At 43.4% G+C, this 14,469-nt stretch carries 13 protein-coding genes and 1 pseudogene; 13 read left to right on the forward strand and 1 reads right to left on the reverse strand.

Going from position 1 to position 14,469, the window contains the following annotated elements:
- Positions 1-342: 342 nt before the first annotated feature.
- Positions 343-781, forward strand: a pseudogene (locus tag AC1MDJ_RS04550) (transposase); the annotation flags it as partial.
- 173 nt (positions 782-954) lie between these two features.
- Here AC1MDJ_RS04550 and AC1MDJ_RS04555 read toward each other — a convergent pair.
- Positions 955-1,878, reverse strand: coding sequence for a radical SAM protein (locus AC1MDJ_RS04555; RefSeq protein WP_479689771.1), 924 nt, complete (start codon positions 1,876-1,878; stop codon positions 955-957).
- 272 nt (positions 1,879-2,150) lie between these two features.
- Here AC1MDJ_RS04555 and AC1MDJ_RS04560 point away from each other — a divergent pair, with 272 nt between their 5' ends.
- From AC1MDJ_RS04560 to murC, 12 genes are all read left to right on the forward strand, one after another.
- Positions 2,151-2,402 carry an RNA recognition motif domain-containing protein gene (locus AC1MDJ_RS04560; protein WP_479689772.1) on the forward strand — a complete coding sequence of 84 codons (252 nt, stop codon included), beginning with the start codon at positions 2,151-2,153 and terminating at the stop codon, positions 2,400-2,402.
- Positions 2,403-2,809: 407 nt separating this feature from the next.
- Complete coding sequence (gene mraZ / locus AC1MDJ_RS04565) at positions 2,810-3,256, forward strand: division/cell wall cluster transcriptional repressor MraZ (protein ID WP_479689773.1); 447 nt, start codon at positions 2,810-2,812, stop codon at positions 3,254-3,256.
- A gap of 3 nt (positions 3,257-3,259) precedes the next feature.
- A complete protein-coding gene (rsmH, locus tag AC1MDJ_RS04570; protein WP_479689774.1) occupies positions 3,260-4,177 on the forward strand; it encodes a 16S rRNA (cytosine(1402)-N(4))-methyltransferase RsmH in 918 nt (305 codons plus the stop codon).
- A gap of 14 nt (positions 4,178-4,191) precedes the next feature.
- A complete protein-coding gene (locus tag AC1MDJ_RS04575) occupies positions 4,192-4,467 on the forward strand; it encodes a hypothetical protein (RefSeq protein WP_479689775.1) in 276 nt (91 codons plus the stop codon).
- Complete coding sequence (locus tag AC1MDJ_RS04580; protein WP_479689776.1) at positions 4,457-6,139, forward strand: peptidoglycan D,D-transpeptidase FtsI family protein; 1,683 nt, start codon at positions 4,457-4,459, stop codon at positions 6,137-6,139. Before AC1MDJ_RS04575 ends, AC1MDJ_RS04580 begins: the two co-directional genes overlap by 11 nt.
- Positions 6,126-7,580 carry a UDP-N-acetylmuramoyl-L-alanyl-D-glutamate--2,6-diaminopimelate ligase gene (locus tag AC1MDJ_RS04585; protein ID WP_479689777.1) on the forward strand — a complete coding sequence of 485 codons (1,455 nt, stop codon included), beginning with the start codon at positions 6,126-6,128 and terminating at the stop codon, positions 7,578-7,580. The genes AC1MDJ_RS04580 and AC1MDJ_RS04585 overlap by 14 nt, the downstream gene beginning before the upstream one ends.
- On the forward strand, positions 7,559-8,932 hold the full coding sequence (locus AC1MDJ_RS04590; protein WP_479689778.1) for a UDP-N-acetylmuramoyl-tripeptide--D-alanyl-D-alanine ligase: 1,374 nt from the start codon (positions 7,559-7,561) through the stop codon (positions 8,930-8,932). Before AC1MDJ_RS04585 ends, AC1MDJ_RS04590 begins: the two co-directional genes overlap by 22 nt.
- A 1-nt stretch (position 8,933) precedes the next feature.
- Positions 8,934-10,019, forward strand: coding sequence for a phospho-N-acetylmuramoyl-pentapeptide-transferase (gene mraY / locus AC1MDJ_RS04595; protein WP_479689779.1), 1,086 nt, complete (start codon positions 8,934-8,936; stop codon positions 10,017-10,019).
- Between the two features lie 2 nt (positions 10,020-10,021).
- A complete protein-coding gene (murD, locus tag AC1MDJ_RS04600; protein WP_479689780.1) occupies positions 10,022-11,317 on the forward strand; it encodes a UDP-N-acetylmuramoyl-L-alanine--D-glutamate ligase in 1,296 nt (431 codons plus the stop codon).
- Positions 11,314-12,396, forward strand: coding sequence for a putative lipid II flippase FtsW (ftsW, locus tag AC1MDJ_RS04605; protein ID WP_479689781.1), 1,083 nt, complete (start codon positions 11,314-11,316; stop codon positions 12,394-12,396). Before murD ends, ftsW begins: the two co-directional genes overlap by 4 nt.
- Complete coding sequence (locus tag AC1MDJ_RS04610) at positions 12,393-13,430, forward strand: UDP-N-acetylglucosamine--N-acetylmuramyl-(pentapeptide) pyrophosphoryl-undecaprenol N-acetylglucosamine transferase (protein WP_479689782.1); 1,038 nt, start codon at positions 12,393-12,395, stop codon at positions 13,428-13,430. Before ftsW ends, AC1MDJ_RS04610 begins: the two co-directional genes overlap by 4 nt.
- Before the next feature lie 4 nt (positions 13,431-13,434).
- Positions 13,435-14,469 (forward strand): UDP-N-acetylmuramate--L-alanine ligase (gene murC, locus AC1MDJ_RS04615; RefSeq protein WP_479689783.1); only part of this gene is annotated, 1,035 nt, incomplete at its 3' end.

The following is a 14,469-nucleotide window of genomic DNA, read 5'->3' on the forward strand; positions in this document are numbered from 1 at the left end:
TGACGCATGGTTTATACGCAACCCACTAGATAACCCCTCTATTGAATGTGATAATGCCTTCGCACTACTGCTGATACCTCCCTGCACCAACACAGCCGCCGTATTAGTATAAACACTAAATGACATAAACAAGCCTCCCTGCAACTACTAAACAAATAAAAAAAAGCTGATAGAATAGCCCTAAATATATACATAACATATATACATAAAGAACTTCCACCAGCCTGATTCCCTCATAGCTTAACTAAATTGTGCGTGAACTATAACACAAAAAGGGGAGGTTGTCAAGGAGAAAAGTTATGGGGCTGACATAGATAATTGACAAAAAGAGTCAATTATATTATGTTTGGAAGTGTGAAATTAAGGCATTGTAGGCTATCTAGTAGCCAAATAAAAAGTTTGCTTAACTTTTTTATATCAGGTGCTACAGCTAGAACTGCTGTTGAGCTTTCTGGTGTTAACAGAAATACAGCTATCAAGTTTTATGATAAGTTGCGTCAAATAATCTGTTACAACATTGAGAAAGACTCTCCGTTTTTGTGTGGCGAAATTGAGGTTGACGAGAGTTATAAAGACTAATACCTTGTTGCCTATTATATGGGGTAAAGTCAAACCTGATAGACCTGATAGTATCGTTTATAGTGATTATTATCGCAGTTATAATGCGTTAGATGTATCAGAGTTTAAGCATTATAGGATTAACCACAGCAAGGAGTTTGCGAGGGAACACAACCATATAAACGGGATAGAGAACTTTTGGAATCAGGCTAAGAGGCAGATATGGATTAGAGTGTATCATAAAGAGGCTGAAAAATAATTTTATCTATGTCAGCCTCTAATTTTAATATTATGTTATCATTTATTCGGGCGTCAACGTCTGTATCATTGAGTCCGAATTGGTAATGTTGACATGGTTAAAGGGATTAAGACGTATCCTTGCCTCAATGCTCTGGGTTATGTCCACTCACTTAGTTCACGTTTAGTTGCTCTCCACTCCCCGACTATCTCTGTCCCTATTGATTTGCAATAGCGACACAGCGGTATTGGGTTGCCTAAAAAGTCTAATATCTCTTGTATGTCTTTAGCTTTGTATATATCAATAGAGTCTGCACTGGTTACAGGCACATTTTGCTTAAAGTATTTATTGAAGTGGCGCATATTGAACACAAAGCTGCACGTTGACAGTCTGCCGTCGGACAGCCCTATACTACAGCAAGCCATACAACAGTTTTCGTAGCTTTTCTTCATATCTTGACTGCCCGTTAAATCAAGCGCAAACCTACGTGACACTTTCTCGCTGGTGCCACTAAAGTCAAAATATGTGAACTTATAGCCGAACTCGTCGGCACGTTTTTCAATCTTATCCCAATCAACTCCTGGGTATTTTGTTGGAGTCATTATAATATTATATTTCTTGCATGCTTCCCAAAACTCTGGTTTCTGTTGTAATAATAGCAAACCGTTAGTGATGATGTGGACATCGCTATCGGGGAATAGTTCACGGGCAACCTGCATAAACAGGATAATATTAGGGTGCAACAGCGGCTCGCCACCAACTAGATATATAATGCCTACATTGCCCTTGGTAAGCTCTGACAAACGTCTTAAATCTCTAGTAGTGATGTTTAAGTCAGCGAATTCCTCCTCTGCCAGCGGAGAGAAGTGGTTGCAACTAAAACAACCGAGATTGCAGTGCTCCGCAAGGTGTACGTCCACCGATTGCAGGGAGACGTTCCTCTGAAAATGCTTTTTCAGGTATGAGTTTATGCGGGCAAGCAACAACGAGAACCGCGTATTGCCCACGCCAAAGAAGTTGATAGCTTCCTTTGCTTTCTTTTCAATTGCTAGCCATAGCCTAGTTTTTAGTGATGTCTTCATAAGGCTACCATTCTAGCACTAGTGTGAGCAAAAAACAAGTAAAGGTTGACGAGCCTTTTTATGATACATTAGACTAGTATAAACAACTAGAATATTACCAGATTCAGCACTTCTGCTAATATTTTTTCAAATTTATTGATTTAGTGCTTGTTTTATCGGAAAAAACGTGTATAATCCAAATTTGAAGATATTGCTTGCGCCCATTGTCCCATATTGGTGTGTGGTCTAGGCTCGTCAGGTAAATCTCAAGTTATTTTTAGGAGTTTCTTTGTATGAAGAGGTTATTTGTAGGAAATCTTCCGTTCAAGACAACGGATGACAGTTTGGCAGCGTTTTTCGGTAGCATTGGTAAGGTGAGTTCTGCTAGGGTTATTTTTGACCGTGCGACTGGTCGCTCTAAGGGTTTCGGCTTTGTAGAGATGGATGACGACCTTGCCGTGCGTGCAGTTAATGAGTTGAACGATAAGGAGCTTGATGGTAGAAATGTTCGCGTCAGCGAAGCTCATGAAAGGGAACAAAGGTAATTAGCAATAACGACAGCCCCCGAAAGGGGGCTGTTTTTTTATGATTGTAACTTTTAAGTCTCCTTGAAGTCATACGCTGACTTGATTATGTCGGCAATTTCTATACTATCGCCCACAGACAGACGCCAATTCATTAGGAATTTTCCCTTCGTCATTGATTTGACGTTTATGCCCACCTATCGCCTTGGCGTTCCTCTTTTAGAATATCTCGCAAATCTAGTTTTTTTTGCTAATCAGATTTTTCTTAAAAAACCCCTTGACATATTTAGTAGTTATGGTATTTTATGGTATAGATTGCTATAAAATGGTATAAAATGGAATACAAATAGAAGACCAGCAGAGATACTAGTAGTGCAACACGCACACAATAATCTTTATAGCCACGAGGACGTGGAAAGGGTAGCGAGATGGGATTTAAGGGCGCAAGTATCCACACAATCAACGATAGCGGCAGACTTAGTGTTCCCGCTAAGGTGCGTGAGATTCTGCGCTCTGTATATGGTAGCGAAACACTTGTTCTTGCGATGTTAGGTCCGTTCATAGCGGCTTATCCCATTGCAGAGTGGGAAAAGTATGAGGCATCTCTATTGGCAAGTCCACCTAACAATCGTTCAGAGGCGACTGCCGTTCGCAAACTATATGCTAATCTTGAAGAAGTCGTTATTGATAAGCAAGGGCGCATACTCATTCCTCCCGCACTGCGCACGGGTGCTGGACTTACATCTGAATGTATCATAGTTGGTATGAATAGCCGTATTGAGATATGGGATAGAGTGCGTTGGAATGCTCAAATTACTGAAAATATAGACGGCACAAGCGGTATTGGCTCTAAATTTAACGAGCTAGTGTTATAGGCTATGCATATACCAGTGCTGAAACAGGAACTCATTTCGTATTTAGATGTCCGTCCGGACGGTTGCTATCTTGATTGCACTGGCGGTGGTGGCGGGCATGCGTCAGCTGTGCTTGAGAAACTTACAACAGGCGAACTAGTCATTATAGACAGGGACCCAGATGCTGTAGTTCGCTTAAAAGAACGCTTTAACGCGGACAGCAAGGTTACGATTATACACGGCAACTTTGCCGACACCAGAGAAATATTGGATGGACTAAATATTTCGGCGGTGGATGGTTTATATGCCGATTTTGGTGTGTCATCATTTCAATTGAATGATGTTTCGCGCGGTTTTTCATTTCGCATAGATGGGCGTATAGATATGCGTATGGATAATAGCACGGGGGAAAGCGCCCTAGATGTTGTGAATAAATATTCTGAAGAGCAGTTGCAGGAGATAATATTCCGCTATGGGGAGGAGCGATTTAACCACCGCATAGCGCGGGCAATTGTGAAACGTAGGGCACTTAAACCATTTGAACTGAGTGGCGACCTGGCTGGCGTGATTAAAGGGGCGATTCCCGCCAAGTTTCACAAACATAATATACACCCTGCAACACAGAGTTTTCAGGCATTGCGGATACATGTCAACGGAGAATTATCTGCCATTGAGATACTTTTAAGGCAGCTGGAAACGCTTATAAAATTTGGAGGCAAGGTGGTGTTTATATCGTTTCATTCTCTTGAGGACAGGCTTGTTAAGCAATACCTTGCGCGCTATGCGCAGGAGTGTGTTTGTCCTCCAGAATTTCCTAAATGTGTGTGTGGCAAGAGGTCAACCTTTAAGATTATTACAAAAAAGCCGATAAATGGCAGTAAGGAATATACATATAACCCGTTGGCTAGGAGCGCAAAGTTGCGGGCTGCGGAGAGAGTGTAGCGAGGGGGTATGCTATGAAAGAGTTTTGCCATAGATATTTTAAGCTAATCACATTTGCATTTGTGGTCATCTGTGCCTCGCTATTGCTAGCGACTAATATTGTGCGCGGGCAATGCACGTTTCGCGGGGTGGAGTTGTCGCAATTGGCAGATAAAATGGAGCTTAAGCGCATTGAATTTGAGGGGATAGAGGCTCGCCGCACTAAAATATTAAATAAAGAGGCTCTTTTGTCGCTGGCTGAGCAAAAAGGGTTTGTGCTTATGAATGAGAGGAATACCTTTGTCAAGTAATGCTTCTAGCAGTAGAGTGTCATTTAGACTATTCGGCATTTTAGCACTGCTATTTATGCTGACTATAGGCGTGCGTCTGTTATATTTGCAGGTTGTGCGTCACTCGTTCTATGCTGCGCTTGTCACTATGCAGTCGTCGACAAAAGAGGTTTTTAGCACTGACAGGGGCGTAATCTATGATTCAAACGGTAGCCCGTTAGTATCTAATAGAAAGGTTGCCTCGCTATATACGTTTGGCAGGAACATTGATGAACCAGATGCTCTATTTGCAGCGTTAAAAGCTAATGGGATTACATTGAGCGAGCGCACTCAGAATCTAATTCGTGAAAAGGGCGGTTTTGTGTGGCTTGTCCGTCATATTGAGGTATCTCAGGCGGAGGCGTTAAAACGTGCCATACCTAATATCGGCTATAGACTAGAGGACTCCCGATTCTACCCTGAGGGTGGGGCGATGTCGGGCATATTAGGTATTACTGGCGTTGACAATCAGGGGCTTGAAGGGCTTGAATACTATGCCAATAAGTTATTGATGGGACATGCCGTGCCTGTCAGTGCCAAGATGGATTCGCGTGGCAAGTTGATATTGTATGATGATGTAGTTATAAACACTATGCCTGACAGTGCTATTTATCTGACGGTAGATATACAGTTGCAAGCTATAGCAGATAGGATATTAAGGAGAGATTTAGCGCAATTTAGTGCGCGGCGCGCAATAGCAGTGGCTATGGAAACTGATACGGGCAACATCGTTTTTGCCGCTTATGCTGCAAGTGATAAGCAGGAGAACGACCTTATAGCGCATAAAAATTACGTTACGTCTTATCTATTTGAGCCCGGTTCAATATATAAGGCTGTGACCTTTGCACACCTAATAGAATCAGGCTTATATAATGCTAATAGCAGGCTGGACGTCTCACGCGGGGTGGAGCTGCACGGACATACTATTAAAGACGTTGTCCCACATGGGATGCTTACGCATAAAGAGGTTTTTACAAAGTCCAGTAATATTGGCACCGTAAATCTTGCCAGACGTAGCAATAGGGATAGTTTTTATAAATTTATGAAAAAATCAGGTTTCGGCTCTAAGATAGGTGTTGCTGGCATGGCGGAGGAATCAGGCATTCTGCGTGCACCTATTAAATGGTCGGGGTTATCGCAGGCAAGTATTTCTATCGGGCAGGAGCTTTACGTCACACCCCTGCAAATGTTGCGTTACTATGCGGCAATAGCTAACGGCGGTATAGCTCCGCGCCCAACTATTATTGGGCACTATAACATAAGTGGCAATGATTATGTGTTTGAGCGTAATGATGAACGCATAATGAAAGAAACTACCGCTAACACTCTGCTAGATATGCTAATTGCGACAGTGCAAAACGGAACAGGCAGGAAAGCACGTTCTACAGCGGTTTCTATTGGCGGAAAGACTGGCACAGGGCAGATATTCAATAAAAAGACTGGTTCATATTCGCAGAGTGATTATACTGCGACTTTTGCGGGTGTATTTCCTGCTGATAAGCCTAAATTTGCTATGCTTGTGATTTATGAAGCACCTAAAGCATCAATATTTGGTGGCGATACAGGGACGATGACGTTCAAATCGCTGGCAGAGCAGGTGACATTCTTCTACAACGCAGGCGGAGTGCGCGGGGGTATCTATGCAAGTAAATAATCTGATAGCTGGCGTAGATGTGCTATATGCAAATAATGAGCTACTTGCCAGAGACGTTACGTCCATTAGTGCAGATAGCAAAAATATAACGAAAGACGCATCAAAAACTTTGTTCTTTGCTTACAAAGGTGCTAGTTTTGATTCACACATGCTGGTTGAAAAACTCTATAAAGATGACTTAATAATAGGTGCAATTTCTGAGCGAGAGTTGTCTGTCCCGCATATTTTGGTTAAGGATGGCAGGCGGGCGTTCGCTGTAGCTAGTGCAAATTGGTTCAACAGACCTGATAAAGCGTTGAAACTAGTTGCTATAACAGGAACTAATGGCAAAACAACTACTACGTGGCTGGTGGAAGCCATCCTTGAACGAGCAGGATTGAAACCTGTGCGTATAGGCACTACGGGTGTTCACTTAGACGGCAAGAGCTATGAGATTGACAACACAACCCCATCCTCTTATGACTTCTGTCGCTATCTGGCAATGGGTGTGGAGAGCGGGGCGAAAGCTGCGGTGGCTGAGCTGTCTTCTCACGCGCTGGCTCAAGATAGGCTTGCGGGATTGCACTTTGATGTAGCTACGTTTACCAATTTAACGGGCGACCATTTAGACTATCATAAGGAGATTGAGAGCTATTATCGGGCTAAAAAGCGATTGTTTGACGATGCTTATTCGCGCATTAAGGTAATAAATATAAACAATGATTATGGCAAACGTTTATATAGCGAAGTTGAGGGTGTTAAGTTCAGTTATGGAATGAATGAGGGCGATTTATACGCTACAAACTATGAAACTACGCTGACTGGCATAAATGCGGAGCTGTCATATAAGGACAATCTATACGAGGTTCACTCCCCATTGGTGGGTGAGTATAACTTAGAGAATGTGTTAGCCGCCACCGCATCCACTCTGGTATTGGGCATAGATATCAAGACTATAGTAGAAGCCATAAGTTCGGTTGGCAATATTACTGGTAGGTTGGAACGTTACGTAGGTGGCGGAGTGAGTGTCTTTGTTGACTATGCCCATACTGATGATGCCTTAAAAAACGTGTTATCTGCTTTGCAAAAGCTAAAAACTGGCAGACTCATTGTTGTATTTGGTGCTGGCGGAGATAGAGACAAGACAAAACGTCCGCGTATGGGGCGTGCGGTTCAGGAATATTCCGATTTATCAGTGGTGACAAGCGACAATCCGCGCACTGAGGAGCCAAATAGCATAATAGAGGAGATATTGGCTGGTATGAGGCGAGATAGCAGTATACACGTTGAAGTTGACCGTGAAAAAGCTATTAAATATGCGATTGAAACAGCTAAAAGTGGCGATATTGTCGTGGTAGCGGGCAAGGGGCATGAGGATTACCAGATTATAGGCAAGACGAAATATCATTTTAGCGATAAAGAGGTTGTCCAAAGGTATTTATGCGAACTAAAGAACTCTTAAACTGCTTTGAAGTAGGGGCACTGTCCAGTAGCATAGTTGCTGATGTGCAGGTGTCAGGTGCAGAGCTAGATACTCGCAAGCTAGAGTGTGGCAACATATTCTTTGCTTGCAATGGTGAACAGGTGGACGGCAACGCTTACGCGCAGAGTGCGTTAACGCAAGGTGCCTCAGTTGCGGTGATGGACAATAAGAAGTTTTATGAGAATGTGATTGGCAATAAAATATTAGTGCGTGATAGCAAACAGGCTGTTATTGCTCTCGGCAAACAGCGGTTGGCTGCTCTAAAGGCAAAGAAAATTGCCATTACTGGTAGCTACGGCAAGACCACTACTAAAGATATATTGAAAGGTGTTGCAGGGCTTAAATATAAGGTGCAGTCGGCACAGGGCAATCACAACAATTTGCTTGGAGTGTTGCTCACCGCTTGCGGTATAGAAGATGAAACAGAGATATTGATATTTGAGCTAGGCTCAAATGCTATGGGAGAGATAGAAGAGCTGTCGCAACTAGTCTGTCCCAATATAGTTATTATAACGGGCGTAGGCTATGCGCATGTGGGCAATTTCGGTAGCATTGCCAACACTAAACGTGAAAAGCTATCCATAGTAAACGGTTTGTCGGGACACGCAGACGATAGTGATTATGGAGTTGTAATAGCGCGTGATACGCTTGCTGATGACATATTGGAGCTTGCAGGCAAGCGCGGCTTTAAGGCTATATTTTATGGAGCTACTGACAAGGCTGACTATCAGCTCGCAGGTTATAAGTTTGATGGTAATTGGTTGCATTTTAGTATTAAAACGGATAAAGGGGAGTTGAAGGCGCGAATTCCATACCCCTATCCGCATATAGCGGAGGATTATTTAGCTGGATTTGCTTTGGCGGGGTTGTTGAATATTCCTTATAAGGATGTGGTTAAGCTGGTGGCAGAATATATTGCTGTAGATGGGCGTGGAGATATTCTATTCACAAATAACCGCAAGCTAACAGTGATAAACGACACCTATAATGCGAGCTTAGAGGCTGTAATAGCTGCTATTAAGAGTTTAGCACTGCGAACTGAGGCTAAAAAGTATGCGTTACTAGGCGAGATAGGTGAGATAAATGGCTATGAAGCCGATATTTATGGGGCGTTGTTAGATGAGGCGGCGAAACAGCCGAATATTAACTTTATATTCAGTGGACTTCACTACAAGGGGTATAAACAAGCTACTAATATCCGAATAGTAACGGGCGAAAAAGCCACTAAAGATGCTCTTGCTGACGTAAAGAGCGGGGTGATTTTAATAAAAGCATCTCACAGCAAGGGGTTTGACAGGTATGTTAAATATTTAGCAGAGGATAGAATTTAATATGTTATATAATCTTTTATATCCGCTTACGGAGTATATGTCTGCATTTAACGTGTTTAGGTATATTACGTTTAGGACGGCTTATGCGATGGTGACAGCGATGCTTTTAGTGCTTATGAGTGGCTCTTACTTCACAGTTAAGCTAAAGAAATGGCGGTTTTCGCAGCTCACGAAAGGTTTTGAGCCTGCTCGCCATAAGAACAAAGAGGGCACTCCCACTATGGGCGGGCTTATCATTATGTTTGCTACGACAGCCTCAACGCTTTTGTGGGCTGATTTAAGCAATAGATACGTGTGGATTGCACTGTTCGTATTCGCAAGTTTTGCGATAATCGGCTTTGCTGATGACTATAAAAAGACTGTTAAACACTATCCTAAAGGGATTCATAGCAGAACAAAGTTCTTTTGGCAGTCGCTTGTGGCAGTTGTAGCAATCGGATTGCTGATGCTGACCAACAAGTCGCCAGACAAAATGCTTTTAATGCTCCCATTTGTAAAAGGATTGGCACTTAATCTAGGCTATATGTACCCGTTATTTGCTTGGTTTATCGTAGTCGGGACGTCTAATGCGGTGAACTTGACTGACGGACTGGATGGTTTAGCTATAATGCCCGCTGTAATTGCCTTTGGTGCTTATGCCATATTTGCATATATCGCCAGCAATACTATCTGGACTAGCTATTTATCAGTATTTTACGTGCGCGAGGCTAGTGAACTTCCCGTGTTCTGTGCTTCAATGGTGGGGGCGGGGCTGGGCTTTTTATGGTTTAATTCATACCCCGCGTCAATATTTATGGGAGACGTGGGCAGTCTATCAATAGGTGGCGCACTAGGAGCGGTAGCAGTAATGGTAAAGCAGGAGTTCTTGTTATTGATAGTAGGTGGCTTATTTGTAGCGGAAACGGTTTCTGTAATATTACAGGTGGGGTATTTTAAGCTGACGCATGGCAAGCGAATATTTTTGATGTCGCCACTTCACCATCATTTTGAGCTGAAAGGGTGGAGCGAACCTAAAATCATAGTCCGTTTTTGGATAATATCGCTAATCCTCACTATTGTGGCGGTTAGCACGTTGAAACTGAGGTAGATATGGGTAAAGATGCGGCTATTATCGGATTGGGCAAGAGCGGGCTAGCGGCTAAAAGGCTGTTAGAGCTTGATGGCTACGCGCCCATAGACATCTATGACGATAATAGAGCTATTATGGGTGCGCACCCTATTGCCAACTATAAAGACGACTATGAGATAACGGTCGTTAGTCCGGGAGTGAATCCGAAACAGATAAAAGTGCCTATCAGCAATCGTTCCAGCGAACTGGAGCTTGCATATAAATATAAAAAATCTAATGCTAAAATCTTGGGAGTTACTGGCACTAACGGCAAGTCAACCGTTTGCCATTTAACAACGCAGATTCTTAATGCTATGGGTAAGAGTGCCATATCGGTGGGCAACTTTGGTTATCCGTTTGCAGATGCTGTGCTTGATAAGCCTGCTGATTATTACGTGTTAGAACTGTCCAGTTTTCAGATAGAACTTCTTCGGAAAGGGCAGTTCAGCCTAGACGGACTGGTGTTCACTAATTTAACGGAAGACCATTTAGATAGATATGGTTCCTACGAATGCTATGCTAATGCAAAGTTCGGCGTGTTTGACTTTTTAGCTAAAGATTCTATGCTGGCTATCCCAGATAATCGGAAGATTAAGGAAATGGCAGATGCAGCAGGTATCACAAATAGGTTAGTAGTGGATATTAGTAGTTTATATGTATATAAGGGAAGTGATGTTAAAGCTCTAAACTTTGGAACTTTTAGTTTGGATTTAGCAAAATACAGGCTAGTTGGCTTGCATAATGCGGAAAATCTTGCTTTTTCCTTAGTGCTGATTGCCAGCGTGACATCGTTGGTGGGAGATGTGACTGAACTGATAAATGTAAAGGAGCTTACAGGTTTGCCTCACAGGTTGGAGCTTGTGCGGCAACGTAATGAGGTCAGCTGGATAAACGATTCTAAGTCAACGACTGTTGAATCAACGTCTAAAGCTATATCTAGTTGCCATAACTCAACACTCTTGTTGCTTGGCGGCAAGGACAAACAACTGAATTATGGGGAGCTTGCGGGGGATATAGAGCCTTCAAGTGTCAAGCTTGTAATTGTATTCGGCGAAGCACGGGAGGCTATAGCAGAGCACTTAAAGGGTGGCGGGTTGAAAAAGCCATTGTTCGTGGTTAATAAGCTGAAAGATGCTGTTAGTCTTGCGGCGCAGAAGGCTCAAAAGGGCTGGAACGTTCTGTTGTCGCCTGCTTGCTCCAGCTATGATGAGTTCAAGAACTTTGAGGAGCGCGGGGTGCGCTTTGCTCAGTATATAGACGGGTTGAGTGCTATATGATTACATTGAGAGATTCGCGACTGCAGTTACTCGTGCTGATGCTATTTTTAACGCTGGTGGGCTTTATGTTTGTCTATTCGGCTGGCTCACTTCAAGCGGTGCGGCTTGGCAGGAGCGATATGTACTTCTTGTTCAAGCAACTAGTGAGCTTTGGCATTGGAACAATGCTGCTAATGTTAGCTTATAAGCTCCCGTTAGAGTTGTATAGGCGGCTAGTTGTGCTACTATACTTTATCACGATGTTGCTACTTATAGCGGTTTTTACGCAGAAGGCATTGAACGGGGCGCATAGGTGGCTTAATTTGCCGATATTCTCGTTTCAGCCATCTGAATTGGCAAAATTCACAACGATAGTGTATTTGGCACACTATCTTGATAAAAAGCGAGAATCTCTCAATCTGTTCAAGAAAGGTTTTTTGCCAGCGTCAATAATGATAGGTTTTTTGGCGGCATTGATACTGATAGAACCTGACTTCGGCACTACATTTCTCATCATGATAGTTGCTTTTACGATGTTTTTGGTGGGTGGCATCAGTAAGAAACATATATTTGCTGTTATGGCATTTTTACTGCCAATATTTCTTACCAGTTTATTCTTTGGCTATCGGCGCGGGCGTCTATTGATGTTTTTAGACCCGTGGGCAGATAGATTCGGCGTAGGCTATCAGTTGGTGCAGTCGCTGGCGGCGGTGGGCAGTGGTGGCATTATTGGCAAAGGGATAGGTAATTCTACACAGAAGCTATTCTTCCTTCCAGAGGCGCATACGGACTTTATATATGCGATTGTGGCTGAGGAGTGGGGTTTTATAGGTGCGTTTATTATAGTGCTTGCCGTAGTAATGTTCTTTCGCATAGCTATCAAGAGTGCGTTAGCACATAGCTCACGGTATAAAAAACTGCTTATGGTGGGAGCTAGTTGTCTATTATTCTACCAAAGCATAATAAATATAATGGTAGTGCTCGGATTGTTGCCTACTAAGGGTATTACCCTGCCTTTTGTAAGCTATGGGGGCAGTGCGATGATAGCGAGCATGTTTTTAGTAGGGGTTCTTCTACGTGGCATGGAGGAGCTTGAATGAAAGTTGTAATAGCTGCTGGTGGCACCGGCGGACATCTATATCCCGGAATAGCTGTAGCTGAGGAGTTGAAAAAGCGCGACATAGAAACGCTGTTCTTAGTGTCTGATAGGGGAATAGAGCGAGACGTGCTCCGTCCACTAGGATATGAACTGGTGGAGCAGCATGTTAGCGGTTTTAAGGGTGTGAGCTTTTTTAACAAAATTAAGGCTCTTGCAAAGTTGGCGGGTGCTATAACTAATACTGAAAAACATCTAACGCGCAACGATAAGGTGCTGTTATTAGGCGGGTTTGTGTCTGCTCCCGTAGCGGTAGCGGCGATATTAAAAGGCGTAGACGTCTATATACATGAGCAAAATAGCATAATGGGCTTTGCTAATAAATTTTTAAGTTCTGTGGCTAAAAAGGTGCTCCTTTCATACCCTAATACTAAAGGGGCGCCTGCTCGTGCAGTATTGGTGGGCAACCCTGTTCGGGCAAGTCTTATGAATGGTGCGGTTAAGGAAAATGATGGCAAAAACATATTAGTGTTAGGCGGTTCAGGCGGTAGCAGGATTGTCAATAAGACATTCGCTGATGTTGCGGATAGATTATTGGGTGCGGGCTACAAGATTCGTCACCAGACGGGGAAGAAGCTATTTGATGAGACGGTGGAGGCATATAAAAATGCTGATGTGGATATAACTAGGCTTGAAGTCCTGCCATATATAGACGATATGGCACAGGCTTACGAGTGGGCAGATGTTGTTGTTGGACGTTCAGGTTCAGGGGTTGTCTTTGAGGTAAGCTACGCTAGGCGACCAGCACTCTATATCCCATTCGCACAGGCTACAGATAACCACCAATACTATAATGCGCGTTGGGCGGAAGAGCATAAATACGCTACAATATTACAGGAGCGAGATGTCAATCCTAATAGCTTGTTTGATAGGCTAATAGGGGTTTTTAGGGATATTAAAGACTATAAGCTGGCATTAGAGGGGACAAGGAGCATGAACTCTGTCACCGATATTTTAGCGAATATGGAGATAGAATAGATTTATGGATAAGAACGTTTTAGGGTTTTTACGGCGTGTTCACTTTGTAGGGATAGGTGGCATCGGTATGAGCGGCATTGCAGAGGTGCTACACGATATGGGATTCATCGTGAGCGGTTCTGACCTTGTGGCTAATAGCAATGTTGAGCGTTTGCGCGGTATGGGCATAACCATTCATATAGGTCACAAACAGGAGAATGTCGCTAATGCTGAAGTGGCAATATATTCATCAGCGGTGACCCCCGACAACCCAGAATTGCTCTATGCTAGAGATAACTATATACCGGTGATATCGCGCGGAGAAATGCTAGCTGAGCTTATGCGAATGTATTTCGCCGTAGCAGTAGCGGGGAGTCACGGCAAAACTACCACTACGTCAATGATTTCTGAGATAGTTATAGCTGATGGGCAATATGACCCTACAACCATAATAGGTGGCAGGCTTAATAGAACTGGTAGCAATGCTAGACTTGGCAAACATAGTATTATGATAGCTGAGTCTGACGAGAGCGACCGTTCGTTTTTGATGTTACAACCCTCAATAGCCGTTGTAACTAATATTGACAGGGAGCATATGGAGAGCTATAGAGATTTCGGCGATGTAAAGCGCAGTTTCGCCGAGTTTGCTAATAAAGTGCCGTTCTATGGGGTGGCTGTGCTCTGTATAGATGACCCAAATGTAGTGGATGTAGTGCCTATGCTGGGAAAGCGATTTATTACCTACGGGGTAAAGGCAAAGGCAGATGTGCGCGGGCTGAATATCAAGAAAGAGGGTTTTTCTGTCAGCTTTGATGTAGAACAGAGGGGCAAACCGTTAGGGCGCGTGTGTATCAATCAGCCGGGCGACCATATTGTGTTAGACGGACTTGCTGCTATTGCGGTGGCACTTGAGATGCGTATAGAGTTCCAGCATATAGCGGATGCGTTGGAGAAGTTTGAGGGGGTGCAGCGCCGTCTATCTGTCCGCTATAAAAGCGATGATTTGATAGTGTTAGACGACTATGGACACCATCCGACTGAAATAAGGGCTACCTTAAAG

The sequence above is a fragment of the Candidatus Termitispirillum reticulitermitis genome, assembly GCF_054655775.1.

Excerpts from the sequence above, each read along its gene's own strand:
- AC1MDJ_RS04555 (WP_479689771.1), bottom strand. The coding sequence starts at position 1,878 with ATGAAGACATCACTAAAAACTAGGCTATGGCTAGCAATTGAAAAGAAA.
- AC1MDJ_RS04560 (WP_479689772.1), top strand. The coding sequence starts at position 2,151 with ATGAAGAGGTTATTTGTAGGAAATCTTCCGTTCAAGACAACGGATGAC.
- mraZ (WP_479689773.1), top strand. The coding sequence starts at position 2,810 with ATGGGATTTAAGGGCGCAAGTATCCACACAATCAACGATAGCGGCAGA.
- rsmH (WP_479689774.1), top strand. The coding sequence starts at position 3,260 with ATGCATATACCAGTGCTGAAACAGGAACTCATTTCGTATTTAGATGTC.
- AC1MDJ_RS04575 (WP_479689775.1), top strand. The coding sequence starts at position 4,192 with ATGAAAGAGTTTTGCCATAGATATTTTAAGCTAATCACATTTGCATTT.
- AC1MDJ_RS04585 (WP_479689777.1), top strand. The coding sequence starts at position 6,126 with ATGCAAGTAAATAATCTGATAGCTGGCGTAGATGTGCTATATGCAAAT.
- AC1MDJ_RS04590 (WP_479689778.1), top strand. The coding sequence starts at position 7,559 with ATGCGAACTAAAGAACTCTTAAACTGCTTTGAAGTAGGGGCACTGTCC.
- mraY (WP_479689779.1), top strand. The coding sequence starts at position 8,934 with ATGTTATATAATCTTTTATATCCGCTTACGGAGTATATGTCTGCATTT.
- murD (WP_479689780.1), top strand. The coding sequence starts at position 10,022 with ATGGGTAAAGATGCGGCTATTATCGGATTGGGCAAGAGCGGGCTAGCG.
- ftsW (WP_479689781.1), top strand. The coding sequence starts at position 11,314 with ATGATTACATTGAGAGATTCGCGACTGCAGTTACTCGTGCTGATGCTA.
- AC1MDJ_RS04610 (WP_479689782.1), top strand. The coding sequence starts at position 12,393 with ATGAAAGTTGTAATAGCTGCTGGTGGCACCGGCGGACATCTATATCCC.